Annotated in this window: 12 protein-coding genes; 5 read left to right on the top strand and 7 right to left on the bottom strand. The window is 70.5% G+C overall.

What is annotated here, in order from left to right; all coding sequences use genetic code 11:
• The first annotated feature begins 13 nt into the window (after positions 1–13).
• From FHR82_RS03130 to FHR82_RS03120, 3 genes are read left to right on the top strand one after another with little or no spacing between them, the layout of a single operon-like run.
• Positions 14–1,330: a cytochrome P450 gene (locus FHR82_RS03130; RefSeq protein ID WP_184808677.1), complete on the top strand. Its 1,317-nt coding sequence runs from the start codon at positions 14–16 to the stop codon at positions 1,328–1,330.
• A 10-nt stretch (positions 1,331–1,340) separates the two neighbouring features.
• Positions 1,341–2,357 carry an alpha/beta hydrolase gene (locus FHR82_RS03125; RefSeq protein WP_225943963.1) on the top strand — a complete coding sequence of 339 codons (1,017 nt, stop codon included), beginning with the start codon at positions 1,341–1,343 and terminating at the stop codon, positions 2,355–2,357.
• Positions 2,354–4,099 carry an EAL domain-containing protein gene (locus FHR82_RS03120; protein ID WP_184808676.1) on the top strand — a complete coding sequence of 582 codons (1,746 nt, stop codon included), beginning with the start codon at positions 2,354–2,356 and terminating at the stop codon, positions 4,097–4,099. Before FHR82_RS03125 ends, FHR82_RS03120 begins: the two co-directional genes overlap by 4 nt.
• A 10-nt stretch (positions 4,100–4,109) precedes the next feature.
• Here FHR82_RS03120 and FHR82_RS03115 read toward each other — a convergent pair whose 3' ends face one another.
• From FHR82_RS03115 to FHR82_RS03100, 4 genes are all read right to left on the bottom strand, one after another.
• A complete protein-coding gene (locus tag FHR82_RS03115) occupies positions 4,110–5,528 on the bottom strand; it encodes an aminotransferase class V-fold PLP-dependent enzyme (RefSeq protein ID WP_184808675.1) in 1,419 nt (472 codons plus the stop codon).
• The gene (locus FHR82_RS03110; RefSeq protein ID WP_184808674.1) at positions 5,525–7,087 is read right to left on the bottom strand and encodes an ABC transporter ATP-binding protein/permease; all 1,563 of its coding nucleotides are present in this window, start codon (positions 7,085–7,087) and stop codon (positions 5,525–5,527) included. The genes FHR82_RS03115 and FHR82_RS03110 overlap by 4 nt, the downstream gene beginning before the upstream one ends.
• A 263-nt stretch (positions 7,088–7,350) precedes the next feature.
• A complete protein-coding gene (locus FHR82_RS03105) occupies positions 7,351–9,216 on the bottom strand; it encodes an ABC transporter ATP-binding protein (protein ID WP_184808673.1) in 1,866 nt (621 codons plus the stop codon).
• Entirely contained in the window at positions 9,213–10,943 is a 1,731-nt protein-coding gene (locus FHR82_RS03100) for an ABC transporter ATP-binding protein (RefSeq protein WP_184808672.1), read from the bottom strand. Before FHR82_RS03100 ends, FHR82_RS03105 begins: the two co-directional genes overlap by 4 nt.
• Before the next feature lie 91 nt (positions 10,944–11,034).
• Here FHR82_RS03100 and FHR82_RS47230 point away from each other — a divergent pair, with 91 nt between their 5' ends.
• Positions 11,035–11,628 carry a TetR/AcrR family transcriptional regulator gene (locus FHR82_RS47230; RefSeq protein ID WP_184808671.1) on the top strand — a complete coding sequence of 198 codons (594 nt, stop codon included), beginning with the start codon at positions 11,035–11,037 and terminating at the stop codon, positions 11,626–11,628.
• A 141-nt stretch (positions 11,629–11,769) separates the two neighbouring features.
• On the opposite strand, the gene FHR82_RS03090 is transcribed toward FHR82_RS47230, so the two are convergent.
• The 3 genes from FHR82_RS03090 to FHR82_RS03080 all read right to left on the bottom strand — a co-directional run bounded on the left by FHR82_RS03090 (position 11,770) and on the right by FHR82_RS03080 (position 14,981).
• Entirely contained in the window at positions 11,770–12,864 is a 1,095-nt protein-coding gene (locus FHR82_RS03090) for an L-histidine N(alpha)-methyltransferase (RefSeq protein ID WP_184808670.1), read from the bottom strand.
• Positions 12,865–13,050: 186 nt separating this feature from the next.
• A complete protein-coding gene (mctP, locus tag FHR82_RS03085) occupies positions 13,051–14,700 on the bottom strand; it encodes a monocarboxylate uptake permease MctP (protein WP_184808669.1) in 1,650 nt (549 codons plus the stop codon).
• Positions 14,700–14,981, bottom strand: a complete 282-nt coding sequence (locus FHR82_RS03080) for a DUF3311 domain-containing protein (protein WP_184808668.1) — start codon at positions 14,979–14,981, stop codon at positions 14,700–14,702. Before FHR82_RS03080 ends, mctP begins: the two co-directional genes overlap by 1 nt.
• A gap of 297 nt (positions 14,982–15,278) precedes the next feature.
• Between FHR82_RS03080 and FHR82_RS03075 the strand changes: the two genes are divergently transcribed.
• Entirely contained in the window at positions 15,279–18,851 is a 3,573-nt protein-coding gene (locus FHR82_RS03075) for an nSTAND1 domain-containing NTPase (protein ID WP_184808667.1), read from the top strand.
• The last annotated feature ends 225 nt before the right edge of the window (positions 18,852–19,076 follow it).

Below are 19,076 nucleotides of genomic sequence, written 5' to 3'. Positions count from 1 at the left end.
CGAGGAGTTGCGGATGTCCGTTCCGGTGGCACCCGGCCGATGGCTGGTACTCGGCCACACCCCCGCGCTGCTGAAGCGCAGATTCGGCTTCACGGAAGGTCTTCGCGCGCATGGCGACGTCGTGCGCGTGTACCTCGGCATGCTGCCGATGTACTTCGTGACCACGCCGGAGCTGACACACCGCGTGCTCGTCGCGGACTCGGCGAGTTTCGGAAAAGGTGCCATGTTCGACAAGTTCCGGCCATTCGTCGGCAATGGTCTCGTGAATTCCGGCGGTCCCTTTCACCTGCGACAACGCAGATTGGTTCAGCCCGCGTTCCACCACGAACGCATCGCGCGTTATGCCGAAAAAATGGAAATCGCTGTTTCCCGTTTGAGCGAATCGTGGCGGCCGGGCGAACAACGGGAGATCAACGAGGACATGCAGGCACTCGCCGTGACCATCGTCGGCGAGGCGCTGTTCGGCACCGAGTTCGGCCGCACGGCCATCGGGGAAGCCCGCTACTCGATCCCGATCGTCATCCGGCACGGCATGGTCCGTGCGCTGTCCCCGGCGTTCGTCGGCCCGCTGCTCGTGCGCGGCAACCGCCAGTTCGACCGCGCGGTGCGCCGGATGCGCGCGGTGGTCGGCAAGGTCATCACCGACTGGCGCGCCACCGGCGCCGACCGAGGCGACCTGCTGTCCATGCTGCTCATGGCGCGCGACGAGGACGGCGAGCCGATGACCGACCAGCAGGCCTACGACGAGGTCGTCACGCTGCTGTCGGCAGGCATCGAGACCAGCGCGCTCGCGCTGGCCTGGCTGTTCCACGAGATCGCGCGGCACCCCGAGGTGGAGCGCCGGGTGCACGAGGAGATCGACCAGGTCCTCTCGGGCCGCCGCGTCACCGCCGATGACGTGCCGAAGCTGACCTACCTCCAGCAGGTCGTCAACGAAACCCTGCGGATGTACCCCGTCTGGATCCTGATGCGCCGCACGCTGCGCCCCGTCCGGCTCGGCGGCGTCGCCCTGCCTGCGGGCACTGAGGTCACCATCAGCCCGCACGCACTGCACCACGACCCGCGCTGCTTCCCCGACCCGCGGCGCTTCGACCCGGACCGGTGGACGCCGGACCGCGCCAAGGAGGTGCCACGCGGTGCGTTCATCCCGTTCGGCGCGGGCAACCGGATGTGCGTCGGGAACGCGTTCGCCCTGACCGAGATGGTCGTGACGGTGGCGACGATCGCGAGCCGCTGGCGGCTCGTGCCCGTCCCGGAACGGCCGCTGAAGGTCACGTTCACCTCAACCGCCTATCCCGCACGGCTGTCGATGACGGCCGTTCCCCGCTGAAAGGTTCCCGTTGCTCCCCCGACCCTCGCGGCGGCTCGCCATGGCGCTCGCCGCAACCGCACTCGCGTTCCTGCTGTCCGCACCCCCGGCGAACGCCGCCGAGCCGACGTGCACACCCGCGCGGTACCCGGTCACCATCGCGGGCCTCGCGCAGACGATGGCCGCGACGCTGTGCGTGCCGGCCGGTGGCACGTCCGCCGTGCAGGTGCTGGTGCCCGGCGGTTTCTACAACCGCGGCTACTGGGACATCCCCGTCGACCCGGCCACGCACTCGTTCCGCCGCGCCATGAACGAGGGCGGGTACGCGACGCTGACCGTCGACCGCCTCGGCACCGGCGCGAGCTCGGTCCCGCCGAGCGTCCTGCTCACCGCGATCACGCAGGCGGACGCGGTGCACCAGGTCGTGCAGGTGCTGCGGCAGCGCTTCGACAAGGTCTTCCTCGGCGGCCACTCGCTCGGCTCCGCCATCTCGATCATCGAGGCGGCCAGGTACCGCGACGTGGACGGCGTGCTGGTCACCGGCATGGGCCACCACCTCAACGTGCTCGGTCTCGCGCCGATCGCCGCCACGTTCGTGCCCGCCGTACTGGACCCGGCGTTCTCGGGCAGGCCGCTCGACCTCGGCTACCTGACCACCATGTCCGGCACGCGCTGGCGGTCCCTGCACGCGCCGGGTCCGTACGACGCGGCGATCGACGCGCTCGACGAGGCGGCCAAGGACGTCGTCGCGCCGACCGAACTCGTCGACGCGGCACTTCTCGGCACCGTCACCCCGTACACCAGGAAGGTCGGCGTCCCGGTCCTCACCGTGATGGCGGGCGCGGACCCGACCTTCTGCGGGCTGCTCGCCACCGACTGCTCGTCGTCGGCGGCGCTGCTGCGGGCGGAGGCCCCGTTCTACGGCCCCGCCGCGCGACTGCAGGCCTATGTCCTACCGGGCTACGGCCACGCGCTCAACTACGCCCCGAACGCTCCTGACCTGCACGATGTGGTGGTGCGATGGGCAGATCGGATGATCCGCCGATGACCGAGCCCCTGAGAAACGGCGGGCCACGCGCCCCCGCGGCGAGATCGGCGAAGGATCGAGAGAAGGCACGCGTCAAGGTCGCCCGCAAGTGGGCGTACCTGATCAGCTCGACCGCGTACGTGCCGTTGGAGCACACCGATCTCGAGCAGCCGCTGCTGGAGATGGTCCACGCCCTGTTCGCGGCGCTGACCGCCGAGCCGCTCGGACTCGAGGCGGCGGAGCGGGCCGGTGCGCGGCTCGTGTCCCTGAACTGCGTCGACAAGTCGAGCCTGCAGACCACGATCGACGTGCTGGCCGGGCCACTGCTGACCGACGACGACGTGCGTGGCCGGCCGCCCGAGCACGTGGTCCGGTTGCTCGGCGCGCTGGCGGCCGGGTTCGCCGAGGCCATCCGGCGGCGGACCACCGACCAGCAGGAGGCGATGTGCCGCGCGCTGCTGGAGGTCGCGAAGAAGGCGATGCACGCGGCCGAGAACAGGCAGTCCGACTTCGGTGACACGTCGACCGAGCTGACGCTGCTGCGGCGGCAGCTCAGCCACCAGCTGCTGCACGACCCGCTGACCGGGCTGCCGAACCGGCAGTTCTTCAGCACCCGGTTGGAGGAGGTGCTCAACTCCGGCAGCCCGACCACGCTGTACCGGATCGAGCTGAACGGGTTCTCGGTGTTCAACGAGGGCCTCGGCGGCCCGCGCACGGACACGCTGATGACCGCGATCGCCGTCCGGCTGCGGTCGGCGATGCCGGACATGATGGTGGCGCGCTTCGACCGGGCCGGGTTCACGGTCCTGCAGGAGAGCACCACGTCCCCGGCCGACGTGGTCGCCACGATCCACGACGCGATCTCGGCGACCACGCGCATCGCGGACCTCGGCCTGCGGACGTCCGCGAGCGTCGGCGTGGTGCAGAGCCCACCGCACCGGGCCGACCCGGTCGAGTTCCTGCAGGCGGGCGACATCGCGCTGCGGCACGCACGGCGGGAAGGGCCCGGCCGCTGGCGGTTGCTGATGCCGGACGAGGACGCCCACGACCGCAGACTGCTCCGCGCGGCGGCGACGCTGGACAGTGCGCGGCTCACGACCGGCTATCGCCTGCGGGTCGGGCTCACCGACGAGCAGCCGGTTGGCGTGGACGCGTTCGTCCGGTGGGAGGAGCCAGGGCTGGCCGACGTGCTGGAGCAGACCGGGCAGAGCCCGAGGATCGGGCGGTGGCTGCTGCGGGACGCGTGCGGGCGGGTGACGAGCCTGCCGCTGTCGGTGCGCCTGTCGCCGAACCAGTCGGCCGCGCCGGACCTCGTCGACACGGTGCTGGCTGTGCTGGACGAGACGGAGCTGTCCGCTTCACGCCTGCAGCTCGCGATGCCCGCATCGGAGGTGTTCGAGGGCCGGGCCCGGTCGGCGGACAACCTGTCGTCGCTCGCGGCGGCCGGGGTGGGCATGGCGGTGCACGACTTCGGCGGTGACCCGTCGGAGGTGGTGCGGTTGGGCGGGTTCCCGTTGCGGGCGGTGGCACTGACCGCGCGGCTGGTGTCGCAGGCGCGGGGCGCGTCGCGGAAGTCGTTGGTGGGCAAGGCGTTGACCAACCTCGCCGCGATGGTGCACGAGTCCGGGGCGGTGGTCGCCGTGGACGACGTACGCAGCAGGCGGGAGGCGGAGTGGTGGCGGCACGCTGGTGCCGATACCGCTTCCGGGGCGTTGTTCGGCGGCGGGCAACGGGCCGATCCCGCGGATCTGCTGGAGGAGTGAGGGAGGTCGGTCAGCAGCGGTCGCGGGGCGGGAGACCTGCCGTGCCGGTGACGCGGTCCCGGTACGTGCGTTCCGCGAACTCGACGAACCGGCCCACGTCCGCCACCGTGGACACCAGGCCGAACGACACGCGGATCGCGCCGGCTGACGGGAGGCCGATCAGCCTCAGGTACTCGTCCAGTGAGTCCGTCTTCGCGTGGCGCAGGGATTTCAGTGCGCCCAGGTCCAGGCCGAACGCGTCCTCGCCGACTCCCGGGTTGCAGAAGCAGCCGGTGCGCAGCGAGATGCCCGCCGCCGACGTCTCCGCCGCCACCAGGCGTTCGTCCACCACCTTGCCGGTCGCGTCCAGGAAGTTGAACGCCACCGTGCCGCCCCTGGCCTCGACCGTCGTCGGGCCGTAGACGCGGGCCATCGGGGTACCGTCGGTGTGTTTCAGGCCGTTCAGGCATCGCAGCAACCAGCCTGTCAGGCACGCCACCCGCGTTCCCACCAGTGGCACACCTATGCCCGACAGCCAGTCCAGTCCGAAGTGGACGTCCGGAATGGACAGGAAGTTCAGCGTGCCGTCCTCGAAGGCGGACTCGTCCGGGGCCATCGTGTGCCAGGGCATGCCCACGCTGACCGCCTGGATCGTGCCGCCGGAGAACCACGGCCGACGCAGCCGTGCCAGCGCGTCACGCCTGGCGACCAGGCAGCCGACTCCCGTCGGGTAGCCGAACAGTTTGTACCAGCTCACCAGCACGAACTCCGGGCGCACTGCACTCAGGTCCAGCATGCTCGTCGGCAGGTACGCGGCCGCGTCCAGCAGCACCTCGTAGCCGCGCTCCTGCGCGTGGCCGACCCAGTCGAGCGGGTGGCGCACGCCGCTGAAGTTGCTCTGCGCCGGATAAGCGAACAGACCCCGTCCCCGGCTCAGCGCGGAGGTCAGCGCGTCGGCGGACACCCGCAGTTCCGGCGCCTTCGTCGGCACGTACACCGTTGTGGCGTGGGCTCGGCGGGCGAACTCGCGGAGGCCGTTGACCGAGTTGTGGTTGTCGAACGTCAGCACGAGTCTCGTGCGCCTGCCGAACGGGTACGCCTCCCCCACCAGCCGCGCGGCGCCCGTCGCGTTCGGGGTGAACACCGCTGTGTACTCGGCCGGGGAGGCGTTGAAGTGCTCCAGCACACGCCGCCGCGCCGCCTCCACGAGAGCGGTGGCCGCCTCGCTCGTCGGGTTCACCGAGTGCGGGTTGCCGAACAGTGTCGCCGCCAGGCGGTCCGCGTGTGCGCGGTGTTGCGCGTGGGCCGCCAGGCCCGCGCCCGTGTAGTCCAGGTACAGGTGGCCCTGCTCGTCGAGGTAGCTGTACTCGGTGCCGCGCAGTTCGTCGAGGCGGGACGTCGTGGCGTACTCCGGGTACTCCGCGAGGAACGGTGCCGTGGCCCCGGTCATCGCGCTGGTCCCGCCTTGCGGCGCAGCACCACCAGCGTCAGGGCCGCGAACAGCACCGTGAAGCCCGCCAGCAGCGACCAGTGAGTCCACAGTGGATGGTCGAAGCTGTCCTCGTAGGACGCCAGCAGCGGCGGGCCGAGCGGGGAACCGCCGTCGCGCCACAGGGCGGGCAGGCCCGCCGTGTGGCCCAGTGCCTCGAACGCCCAGCGGTTGCTCATCGCGTAGCTGAACCAGCGGCCGACGTCCGCCATCACCGGGACCGGCAGGAACGCGCCGACGAACAGCACCTGCGGGAAGCACAGCATCGGCAACGTGAGCGCCGCCTGCGACGGGTTGTGCACCGCCGACGCGGCCAGCAGTCCGAGCGTCAGCGCGGCCACCGACGCCAGCGCGACCGTGACGAACAGGGCGAGGTTCTCCCCGAACGCCAGGTCCGGCAGCCGGTCGGTGACCGACAGCAACGCGAGCAGCAGCGCGTCCACCAGGCACAGCAACGGGAGCAGAGCGGCCACTTTGGACAACAGGTAGGCGCCGAGGCCGAGGCCGGCGCGGCGTTCGCGGCGGAGGATGGCGAACTCGTCGCAGATCTGGGACAGCCCGTAGGTGAGGCCGAAGAAGAAGCCGCCGAACGCGATCCAGAACAGGATCATCACGGTCGTGTTCGGGGACGGCGACCCGGGGTCGAACGCGCCCGGCCGGAACAGCATCAGGAACATCAGCGCGATCATGATCGGCGAGCCGACGAGGATGGCGAGCGTGATCCGGTTGCGGGCCAGCAGTTCCACCGCCCGCGCGGTCAGCAGCGCCCACTGCCGGACCGCCGGGACGCGGCGGCGCGGCGCGGGCGGTGCCGCCGGCGGCTCGAAGACGACCGGCGACGGCGACCACTCGACCTCACCCGCCACCAGCCGGTGGTAGATCTCCTCCGCGGTGCCCTCGCCATCGGGTGGTCCGGAGTAGGTGAGCCGGCCGTCGACGAGCACGATGACCTGGTCGGTCAGCGCGATGTCGGGCGGGTTGTGGGTGGTGTACACGACCGTGCGGCCCGCGTCGGCCAGCAGCCGGAGGTTGCGGACCAGGTCCTTGCCGGTGCCCGGGTCGAGCCCGCTGGTCGGCTCGTCGAGGAACAGCACGTCCGGCTGCCCGAGCAGCTCGACCGCGATGCTCGCCCGTTTGCGCTCGCCGCCGCTGAGCGTGGCGACGGTCGCGCGGGCGCGGTCGGTGAGCCCGAGCGTCGCCAGGACCTCGTCGACAGCGGGTGGTTCGCCACGCAGCCGGGCCGCGTAGGACAGGGTGCGGTCCAGCGGGAGGTGGGTGTGGACGATGTCGTCCTGCGGCACGAACCCGATGTCCGGCGGGTGCGTGACCTGCCCGGACGTCGGTTCCCGCACCCCGGCGAGGAGTTCGAGCAGCGTGGTCTTGCCCGCCCCGCTCGCCCCGATGATCGCGACGAGCCGGCCCGGGCGGATCTCCGCGGTGACCGGTTCGAGCGTGAAACTCCCCGCCGTCCACGACGCGGCAAGCGCCTGAACGCAGGGCACTGTCTGCGTGACCGCCATGCCGCCTCCCCAGAACTCACGCGGCGCCACTCACCTCAGTCCATCGTATGGCCGCCACCACGTCCTGCGCCAAGTTGCGGCCGGAACGCTGCCCCTGCCCCGAAAGAGGCTTTCGAGACAGCTGCGATGCCACGAAGGGGCCCTTCGTAACAACCGGCGTGATGAAGGACCCCTTCGTTGCGCTGAACGTGATGAAGGACCCCTTCGCAACGCTCGATGTGATGAAGGACCCCTTCATGACCAGAGCGGTACCGGTCACCGGGTCATTCCACCGGCGCCGCGAACTGCGCCGAGTACAGGCGGTGGTAGGCGCCGCGCTGTTCCAGCAGGTGTTCGTGGTTTCCCTGCTCGACGATGCGGCCGGACTCCATCACGAGGATCAGGTCCGCGTCCCGGATCGTCGACAACCGGTGGGCGATCACGAAACTCGTCCGCGACGACCGCAGCGCCGCCATCGCGTGCTGCACCAACGACTCCGTCCGCGTGTCCACCGAGCTCGTGGCCTCGTCGAGGATCAGCAGCGACGGGCTCGCCAGGAACGCCCGCGCGATCGTCAGCAGCTGCTTCTCACCCGCCGACACGTTCGACGCCTCCTCGTCGATCACCGTGTCGTAGCCGTCCGGCAACGTGCGCACGAACCGGTCCACGTACGTGGCCTGCGCGGCGGCGACGATCTCCTCCTCCGTCGCGCCCGGCTTGCCGTAGGCGATGTTGTCGCGGATCGTGCCGCCGAACAGCCACGTGTCCTGCAGGACCATGCCGACCTGCGAGCGCAGGTCCTCCCGCTTCAACGCGGTGATGTCGACACCGTCCAGGGTGATCCGGCCCGCGTCCAGCTCGTAGAACCGCAGGATCAGGTTCACCAGCGTGGTCTTGCCAGCCCCGGTCGGCCCCACGATCGCCACCGTCTGACCCGGCTCCGCCACCAGCGACAGGTCCTCGATCAACGGCTGCTCGGCGCGGTACGAGAACGACACACCCTCGAACTCGACGCGGCCGCGCCGGGTCGCGGGCAGTGTCGCGTCGGCCGGGTCCGGTTCCTGCTCCTCGGCGTCGAGCAGCTCGAACACCCGCTCCGCCGACGCGACCCCGGACTGCATGAGGTTCGCCATCGACGCGACCTGGGTCAGCGGCTGCGTGAACTGGCGCGAGTACTGGATGAACGCCGTGACCTCGCCGAGCGTCATCGAGCCGCCGGTGATCCGCAGTCCGCCGACCACCGCGATGATCACGTAGGACAGGTTCGACAGGAACATCATCGCGGGCATGATCAGCCCGGACACGAACTGCGCGCCGGACGACGCGGTGTACAGCTCCTCGTTGCGGCTGCGGAACTCCGCCTCGGACTCCTTCTGCCGCCCGAAGACCTTCACCAGCTGGTGGCCGGTGAACGACTCCTCGATGTGCGCGTTGAGCGCGCCGGTGTGCTTCCACTGCGCGACGAACAGCTTCTGCGACCGCTTGCCGATCTGCCCGGTGATCACCACCGAGATCGGGATGACCGCGAGCGCGATCAGCGCCAGCAGCGGCGAGATCGAGAACATCATGGCCAGCACGCCGATCACGGTCAGCCCGGAGATGAGGAGCTGGCTCAGCGTCTGCTGGAGCGTGGTCGAGATGTTGTCGATGTCGTTGGTGACGCGGGAGAGCAGCTCACCGCGCGGCTGGCCGTCGAAGTACCGCAGCGGCAGCCGGTGCAGCTTCGCCTCGACGTCCTCGCGCAGCTCGAACACGACGCGCTGCACCACCGTGTTGAGCAGCCTGCCCTGCAGCCACCCGAAGATCGACGAGATCAGGTACAGCGCGAGCACCCAGCGCAGCACGGACCCGAGCGCGGCGAAGTCGATGCCGGCACCGGGCAGTCCGCGGTACCGGGCGATGATGCCGTCGAAGATGATGTCCGTGGCGTGGCCCAGGATCTTCGGGCCTGCCACCGAGAACCCGACGCTGATCACGCCGAGCACGACCACCAGCACGAGGCTCACGCGTTCCGGCCGCATCCGGGAGACGAGCCGTTTGGCGGAGGTCTTGAAATCGTCGGCCTTGCTGACGGGCCCCTGCATGCCGGGGAACCCTCTGCCTACCGGGCCACCTGCCATCGGCCTGCGGGTTGCGGTGGGGGTGCTCATGCGGCCTGCTCCGGGGTCAGCTGGGACTCGACGATTTCCTGGTAGGTCGGGCAGTCGGCCATCAGCTCGCGGTGCGTGCCGGTGCCGACGATCTCCCCGTTCTCGAGCACGATGATCTGGTCGGCGTCGAGGATCGTGGAGACGCGCTGCGCGACCACGAGGATCGCGGACCGCTGGGTGTGCGGCCGCAGCGCGGCGCGCAGTGCCGCGTCGGTCGCGAGGTCCAGTGCGGAGAACGCGTCGTCGAACAGGTAGATCTCCGGCTGCCGCACGAGCGCACGCGCGATCGACAGCCGCTGCCGCTGGCCGCCGGACACGTTGGTGCCGCCCTGCGCGATCGCGGACTCGAGGCCACCCATCTCCTCGACGAAGTCCTTGGCCTGTGCGATCTCCAGCGCCTGCCAGAGGTCCTCGTCGGTGGCGTCCGGGTTGCCGTAGCGGAGGTTGGACGCGACGGTGCCGGTGAACAGGTAGGCCTGCTGGGGCACCAGCCCGATGCGGCCGCGCAGCACGTCCGGTTCCAGGTCGCGGACGTCGGTGCCGTTGACGCGCAGCACACCCCCGGTGACGTCGATCAGCCGGGGGACGAGCGACAGCAGCGTGGTCTTGCCGGCGCCGGTGCTGCCGATGATCGCGGTGGTCCTGCCCGCCTCGGCGCGGAACGAGATGTCCCGCAGGACCGGGTCGGCCGCCCCCGGGTACCGGAACTCGACGCCCAGGAACTCGACCTCGGCGCGGGTCGGCAGCTCGGTCACGGGTTCGTCGGGGTCCGTCACCGACGACTCGGTCTCGAGCACCTCCTGGATGCGTTCCGCGCAGACCGCCGCGCGCGGGATCATCATCGAGATGAAGGTCGCCATCATGACCGACATCAGGATCATCAGCAGGTAGGACAGGAACGCGGTCAGCGCGCCGACCTGCATCTCGCCGGTGTCCACGCGGTGCGCGCCGAACCAGAGGACGGCGACGCTCGAGACGTTCAGGATCAGCATGACGGTCGGGAAGATCAGCGCCTGCAGCCGCCCGACCCGGAGCGCGGTGTCGGTGAGGTGGCGGTTGGCGTCGCCGAAGCGCTCGGTCTCGGCCTTCTCGCGAACGAACGCGCGGACCACCCGGATGCCGGACAGCTGCTCGCGCAGGACGCGGTTCACCTGGTCGATCCGGTCCTGCATCAACCGGAACTGCGGCACCATCCTGGCCACGATCAGCCCGATGGAGATCGCGAGCGCTGGCACGCACACGAGCAGCAGCCAGGAGAGCCCGACGTCCTCCTGGAGCGCCATGATCACGCCGGCGACACACATGATCGGCGCCGCGACGAACATCGTGCAGAACATGACGACCAGCAACTGGACCTGCTGCACGTCGTTGGTGGTCCGGGTGATCAGCGACGGCGCGCCGAAGGTCGCGACCTCGCGCGCGGAGAACGCGCCGACGCGGTGGAAGATCCCGGACCGCACGTCACGGCCGAACGCCATCGCGACGCGCGCACCGAACCAGACCGCGCCGATCGAGCAGACGATCTGCACCAGCGTGACGGCGAGCATCCACCCGCCGGTCTCGACGATGTAGCCGGTGTCCCCCCGGGCGACACCGAAGTCGATGATGTCGGCGTTGAGGCTGGGCAGGTAGAGCGAGGCGACCGTGCCCACCAGCTGCAGTACGAGTACCGCGGTGAGCTCGCGGCGGTAGGGCCGCAGGTAGGTCACCAACAATCGGCTCAGCAAGGCTTCCCCCCTGGGAAGAAACGGGTCGTGTCTAACATGGCGGAAAGTAGACCAGTTCGATAGGAAACGCAACGTATCTTAAAGGGGTCGGGTGACCGAGACCAAGACACGCAGGCGAGGCGAACGACTCGAGCAGGCGATCCTCGACGCGACGTGGGCCGAGCTGGCCGAGGTCGGCTACACAGCTCTCACCATAGAGGCGGTGGCAAAACGGGCGGGGACGAGCAAACCCGTCATTTACCGCAGATGGCAGAGCCGAGCGCACCTCGTCGTGTCCGCGTGGGTACGCCAACAGCCCCAGGAGTCCGGTACGCCGGATCTGGGTTCGCTACGGGCTGATCTGGTGTGGCTCTTCACCCGCGTCGCCGACCGGATGGCGGGCATGATGAGCGAGACCATCGCCGGCGTCATGGCGGACGCCTTCAAGCATCCCGAGGTGCAGACGCTGCTCCGGGACCGCCTCGACTCGGCGCCGCTGACGGGCGTCATCCGGCACGTCGTGGACAACGCCGTCGCACGGGGGGAACTGCGACCGGTCGAGCTGCCCAGGATGGTGCTCCGGCTACCCCTGGACCTGGTGCGCGCGGTGGCGGTGTTCTACGGCCCACCGGTACCGGACGAGATGGTCGAGTCGATGGTGGACGACGTGTACCTGCCCCTGCTGAAGGGGCTGGCGCTGGACTGAGGCGGACGGCGCCAGGCGCCATGAAAGGCGCCTTCCAGGACCTCCCACGTCCAGAAAGCGCCTTTCATGACACCGGACCGCTGGGCGCGCAGCGTCCCGGTTCGCGGAGCAGGGCCCCCTCGGCCCCCGCTCGTCGTGCGTCTAGCAGTCCGCCACGGCGAGCATCATCAGCGCGAGCCCGAACGGGCCGCCTGTTCCCGTGCACGAATCCGCCGTCACCGTCAGGCCCGCCTCGTGGAGCAGGGAACTCAGACCTTCCGGTGAGTACTTCCGTGTCAGCGCCAACCGGATCGTGTCGTCCGGGGCGAAACAGACAGCCGTGTTGTTGGGCAGCGCGATCCGCACGTCCGAGCCCGTCCGGTTGCGGTAGGCGGTCTTCACCACCAGCGCGCGGCCGGCGTCCACGGCACCCAGCAGCTCCACCGCGTCGTGGTCCACCATCAGGTCGGTGTGGGTCCGCAGCACCGCCGCCACGTACTCGCCGAACGCCGTGCTGTGTTCGTACTCCGCCACCGCGTTCACGACCAGGTCGTCGTCCAGGGCCATGGTCACCTCCGCCTCCAGCAACAGGCGGTCGCCGGGGCGGAGCAGCTCACGAGCGAACCGGCGGAGCACGGCCACGTCGTCGTCGAAGTGGGCCAGTGTGTTGCCCAGCAGGGAGAACAGCACCGGGGTCGGGCCGAACAGCTCGTCGAGCAGACGGCGCAGACATGCCACGTTCTCCGTGATCGCGAAGTCCCACGGGAGGGACAGCACGCGGTCGGTCGGCAGCGACAACCCGCGGATCAGGCCGCGCACGGCCAGGTGCAGCAGCTCCTCGCTCGCATCCACCGGCAGGTAGCACAGGTCGGCGTTCGCACGTGACAGGTCCTCGAGGAGAACGCCGTCCTTGCGGCCGTCGCCCGGCCCCAGGCTCACGTAGTGGCACGGCTCGTCGGGCATGCTGGCACGCAGCCCCTGCCAGCGGCGGGCGAACGACTCGACACTCTGCCGAGGGGCGCCGCAGAACGGGTCCCGGCAGACAGACGTCCACGCCACGGCCGTTTCGGCCCCGGAGTACGCGTGGCCGGTCGTGATCCGTTTGCCGTTGGCCTCGTCGTCGAAGCCGCGGTTCAGGTCGCTCACCAGCCGCATGAACCTCGCCGCGCGGTCGTCCGGGCCCAGCTCCAGCCACGCCGGGCCGTCCGGTTCGACTCTCGTCCGCACCGCGGGTGCGGCTATCTCCCCAACTGCCATCGCAGGGCTCCCCTTCCGCAGATGGCTTCTTCACTCCAGAAGGGTTCTGATTCTGCATCTGCACGTGCATCTGCACAAGGCGCACAGATTGCGAGAACAACACGAAAAGCGGAAAGGCGCTTTCTGAACAGAGTTCTGTTCAGAAAGCGCCTTTCCATTCAGTCGATCAATGCACCGCTCAGTGGATCAGTGCACGGCGATCGGCCTGAGGTTCTCGTCGTGCTCGTCCACGTGGTAGTCGTCGCCCATGGTGTCGTCGTCGCCGTTGGAGACGTTCTTCATCCGGCGGATGATCAGCGTGACGATGACCGCGACCAGCAGGTTCGCGATCAGCGCGACGAAACCGACGTAGATCTGGACCTTCGAGCCGTCGAACGGCACCCAGCCGAAGATGTTCAGCTTGTCCAGCGCCAGCGCGGAACCGCCGAAGTGCATGCGGCCGCTCGCCGGGTTCGGGATCTGGTACAGCAGCACCATTCCCCAGCCCATGCCGACCGCCCAGCCCGCGATGAGCGCCCAGCGGTGCAACCACTTGGTGTACAAGGCGATCGCGACCGCGGGCAGTGTCTGCAGGATGATCACGCCGCCGATCAGCTGGAGGTCGATCGCGTACTGCGGGTCGATCACCACGATGAACAGGACGGCGCCGAACTTGACCACCAGGGACGCGACCTTGGCCTGCTTGGCCTCGTCCTTCGGCGTGGCGTTCTTGCGGATGTACTCCTTGTAGATGTTGCGGGTCCACAGGTTCGCCGCGGCGATCGACATGATCGCGGCGGGCACGAGCGCGCCGATGCCGATCGCGGCGAACGCGATGCCGGCGAACCACGACGGGAACTGCGTGTTGAACAGCTCCGGGATGATCGTGTTCGTGTCCGGGCGGCCGGTCGCGTTGTTCGTGAGCGGCGTGACGCCCGCGGCGATCGCGGCGAAGCCCAGCAGCGCGAGCAGACCGAGCAGCAGCGAGTACGCCGGCAGCGCGGACATGTTGCGCTTCAGCACGTCCCGGCCCCGCGAGGCCAGGACGCCGGTCACCGAGTGCGGGTACAGGAACAGCGCCATCGCCGAGCCCAGCGCCAGCGTCGCGTACTGCAGCTGGTTGTTGGAGTTCAGCAGGATGTCGCCGAACGGCGCGCCCGTCTTCGGGTTCTCCGCGGTCAGCTTGTCCTCGGCGGCACCGAAGATCGCGTCCCAGCCGCCCAGCTTGGCCGGCAGGTAGATCACCGCCACCAGGATCACGATGTAGATCAGGATGTCCTTGACGAACGCGATCAGCGCGGGTGCGCGCAGCCCGGACTGGTAGGTGTAGAGCGCCAGGATGATGAACGCGATCAGCAGCGGCAGGTGGCCGAGGAAGCCCGCCGCGTTGAAGCCCATCGACCGCAGCACCGCCTCGAGCCCGACGAGCTGCAGCGCGATGTAGGGCATCGTCGCGACGATGCCGGTGATCGCGACCAGCAGCGCGAGGATCGGCGAGCCGTAGCGGCCGCGCACGAAGTCCGCCGGCGTCACGTAGCCGCGGGCCCGCGACACCGACCACAGCCGCAGCACCGGCAGGAACACCAGCGGGTAGGCGATGATCGTGTACGGCAGGGCGAAGAAGCCCATCGCGCCCGCGCCGAACAGCAGTGCGGGCACGGCGACGAACGTGTACGCCGTGTAGAGGTCACCGCCGACGAGGAACCAGGTGATCCACGACCCGAACTTGCGGCCGCCGAGGCCCCACTCGTCGAGGTGGTCGAGCGACTCGGCCGCGCGCCAGCGGGCGGCGACGAAGCCCATGACGGTCACGAGCCCGAACAACAGGACGAAGATGATCAGCTCTGTCCACTGCATTACTCGGCGCTCCCCTCGTCGAGCCGGTCGACGTCCGGGGCCGCACCGGCGGCCGGGCGCACGGGCTTGTTCCTCGTCATCCGGTACACGGTGATCGTGGACAGCACGCCGACGATGATCACCGCGAACTGGAACCAGTAGAAGAACGGCATCCCGAACAACTCGGGCGACCTGCGGTTGTAGATCGGGGTGAACAGGACGATGAAGGGGATCAGGAGCAGCAGGTTCCACGGGCTGAACACCAGCCCGGTGGTCCGTCCTCCCGGCTTGTCGGACGACATAGGGGCCCTACCTCGTTGTTTGGCGTGACCGACGACAGTGCGGCATACGATAGATCCGATGATCACGAACGGCCAGCATGCGTTTCCGCAGTGTTATACGAGGTGGTCGGCCCGGCTGCGCCGAGGATGACGGCGTCCTGCCCGCCCCCAAGCCGGGCAGGACGCCGCTCCCCCTTCCCCCGGTGGTGGGCATTCACGCCCTGGCCCGGATTTGTAGAGCATCCGGGTTGTTCAGTGTCCTGACGTTGGACTTTGAACAACGCACTCTGAACAATGGGTGCGCTTGGGGGTGGTGCGGTGCCGCGACGTGAGAACCCGTTGGGGCCTGCCGAAGACGCGCTCACCCGCTTCGCAGCAGACCTGCGGACGTTGCGCGAGGACGCGGGAACTCCGACATATCGGCAGTTGAGCGCGCGGGCGCACTACTCGGCGGCCGCGTTGTCGGAGGCGGCGAGCGGGCGCAAGCTGCCGAGCCTGCCCGTCGCGCTCGCCTACGTCCGCGCGTGCGACGGCGACACCGCGGTGTGGGAGCAGCGCTGGCGTGCCGTGTCCGCCGCGCAGGCCAAGGACCCGGCGAAGCCGGTGGCCCTGCCGGACGAGGACGCCCCGTACTCCGGGTTCGCCGCGATCGACGACCCGGCGCTGTTCGCCGGGCGCGCGGACCTGGTCGCCGAGCTGACCGCGCGGGTGCGGGAACGGCGGCTGACCGCGGTCGTGGGCGCCTCGGGCAGCGGCAAGTCGTCGCTGCTGCGGGCCGGGCTGCTGCCCGCGCTGTCCGACCACGTGGTGATGACGCCAGGACCGCGGCCGATGGAGGAGTGCGCGATCCGGCTCGCGGACGTCGTCGGCGTGCCGCCCGGCGAGCTGTACCGCGAGCTGACCGAGGCACCGGAGAACCTCCACCTGCGGGTGCGGCAAGCGTTTGCCGACCGGCCCGGCGACCTGGTCCTGGTGGTCGACCGGTTCGAGGAGGCCCTGGCCGGCGACATCACTGACGGCGCCGAGCACTTCGTCGCGGCGCTCGTCCACGCCGCGACCACGGCGACGAGCCGGGTGCGGGTCGTGCTCGCCGTCCGCGCCGACTTCGCCGACCGTCTCCCCCCGGCGATACAGGACGAGCAGCTGCACGTCGGACCGATGACCGCGGACGGGCTGCGGGAGGCGATCACCGAACCCGCCGCGGAGGCGGGCTGCCGGGTCGAGACCACGCTGCTGGTCCGGCTGATCGCCGACACCGGCGGCCCCGGCACGCTCCCGTTCCTGCAGCAGGCGCTGCTCGAGGCGTGGCGACGGCGCCGGGGCACCACGCTCACCGTCGCGAGCTACGAGGCGGCGGGCGACATCCCCCGGCTGATCGCGGAGGCGGCGGAAGCCGTGTTCACCGCGCTCGACACCGAAGGGCAGCGGATCGCCAGGCACCTGCTGCCGAGGCTGGCGACGACCAGGGGGCTGCGCCGCGACGATCTCGACGCCGACGCCGCCGCGGTGCTCGACGCACTGGTGCGGGCCAGGGTCGTGGTCGCCGACCGGGACCACCTGCGGCTCGCGGGCCAGTCGCTGCGGGAGCGCTGGCCGAGGCTCTGCGCGTGGCTCGCCGAGGACGGCGACCGCCTGCGGGTGCACCGGGAGCTGGCCGAGGCCACGACCACGTGGGAGTCGCTCGGCCGCGACCCCGGCGCGCTCTACCGAGGGGTCCGGCTCGACACGGCACTGGCCGCCGACACCCCCGTGACCACGGCGGGCGAGCGGGACTTCTTGCGGGCCAGCGTCGCCGCGCGCACCGGTGAGCTGCGCCGGGTCCGGCGGCTGCGGGCCGGGTTCGCGCTGTTGTCCGTGCTGGTGGTCCTGGCGACCGGCGCACTGGCGTACGCGGTGCGGTCGGACCTGACGGCGGACCGGCAGCGCGACGCGGCGGCGGCGCAGAGCGCGTTGCGGGAGGCGGCCGGGCTGCTGGCGACCGACCCGGCGCTGGCCATGCAGCTCACGATCGCCGCGCACCGCCTCGACCCGACCGCGGCCAGCAGGAACGCGGTGCTGGAGCTGTTCGCGGAGCCGTACGCGGCGAGGCTGACCGCGCACACGGGCGCGGTGCACGCGGTCGCGGTCAACGGCGACGTGCTGGCCACGGCGGGCGACGACGCGACCCGCGTGTGGGACATCAGCGACCCGACCCACCCGCGTGACCTGGCCGTCCTGCAGGAAAGCGCCACGTCCACGGTGCTGTCCGCCGACGGCAGGGTCGCGGTGACCGGCACCCCGGCCGGTGCGTACCTGTGGGATCTCACGGCGCGACCGCGGCCGAAGCGGATCGCGCCCGTCGGCAAGGACAACCTCCCCACGCTCGCACCGGCGCTCGTCGCGCTCAGCCAGGACGGCAGGACGCTCGCCCTGTCGAAGGAGAACGACGTGCGCCTGTACGACATCTCGGACCGCGCCGCGCCGCGCAGGCTCGGCACGCTGCGCGGCGGCACCGAGCCGGTGACCTCGGTCGCGTTCAGCCCGGACGGCGCGACGGTGGTGACCACCAACGGCGGCCACCGGGTCCGGCTGTGGGCGGTCGGTGCCCCGGACGACGCGCCCGTGGTGCTGGACGGGGACCGCACGCCCGTGCTCGCGGCGACGTTCAGCCCCGACGGCGTGTTCGTCGCGACGGCGGGCGAGGACGGGACGGTCACCGTGTGGCGGGTCGCGGACCGGCTGCCGGTCGCGAGCATGGCGGTGCGCGGCGCGGTGCGGGACGTCGCGTTCAGCCCGGACAGCGCGTTGCTGGCGGCGACGGGCGACGACCAGTCGACGACGGTGTGGGACGTGTCGGAGCGGCGGCAGGTGGTGGCGCTGACCGGGCACACCGACGCGGGCACCGGCGTCCGGTTCACGCCCGACGGCCGGACGCTGATCACGTCGAGCCGCGACGGGACCGTGCGGCTCGTCGACATCGCCGAGGTGGCCGCGGGCCGGGACGGCGGCGGTGCGCTCGCGTGGCAGGGCCCGGTACTGGCGACCGGCGGCGACGGGACCGTCCGGCTGTTCGACATGCGGAACCGGCACGCGCCCCGGGCGGCGGGCACGGTCACCGGGCCGGCACCGGCGCTGGCCCCCGGCCTCCTCGCGACGGGTGGTTCGGTGTGGGACGTCAGCGACCCGGGGCAGCCGCGTCAGAGCGGGAACGTCGGCGTCGCCGCCGGTTCGGCACTGAGCGGCGACGGGCGGTTCCTGGTCACCCTGTATGAGAACGGCTACCCGAAGCTGTGGTCGATGACCGACCTCGATGCGCCCCTGTCAGAACTACCGGCGGCCGGCAGCCGGGCGGCGGCCTTCGGCGGCGGTGTCCTGGCGACACTCGGCCACGACCTCACACTGTGGGACCTCACCGACTCCACCCGCCCGGAACCGACGAAGCTGCTGTCGCGGATGTGGACGGGGATGGCCCTGAGCCCCGACGGCACGGTCCTGGCGGCGCTGGCCCGCGACGGCGTCGGCTGGCTGTGGGACGTGTCCGACCTGGGGGAACCGAAGGTACTCGGCAAGTTCCCGGCGGGCCTGACGAAGGCGGCGGCGTTCTCCCCCGACGGCAGGACCCTGGTGACGGCGACCGGGTCCACACCCAAGCTGTGGGACGTGTCCGACCCGCGACAACCCGAGGAGATCGCGACCCTGCACAGCGCGCACAGCCGGACGGTCGCGGCGGTCGCGTTCAGCCCGGACGGCGGCGCGTTCGCGGTGACCGGCACCGACGGGGCCCTGCACGTGTGGGACGTGAGCGTGGACCTGGTCGAACGGCGCGTGTGCGCGGTGGCACAGCCCCGGATCACCGAGGACGTGTGGGAGCGATACCTGCCGGGCGTGCCCTACGAGCCGGTGTGCGCCTGACAGCCACCCCGCTCCGGATTGGCCGTGAAAGGCGCGGAAGGCGCGCGGGGGCGCCAGCCCCACACCCCACCCGAGGCTGCCCCTCCGGCGAGGAGGCCCGTCCGGCGAGGACAAACCACACCGAGCAGAACCTCCGGCGACGACAACGACCACGAGAAGACGAATGCGGCACGGCCGGAAGCGGCCGCAGGCGCCGTCACACAGCGAGGTCGGGACGTGAACAAC

It is taken from the genome of Actinophytocola algeriensis, assembly GCF_014203735.1.
Lineage (GTDB): Bacteria > Actinomycetota > Actinomycetes > Mycobacteriales > Pseudonocardiaceae > Actinophytocola > Actinophytocola algeriensis.
The sequence above is the reverse complement of the archived record's forward strand: the minus strand, read 5'-3'. Positions and strand labels throughout refer to the sequence as shown.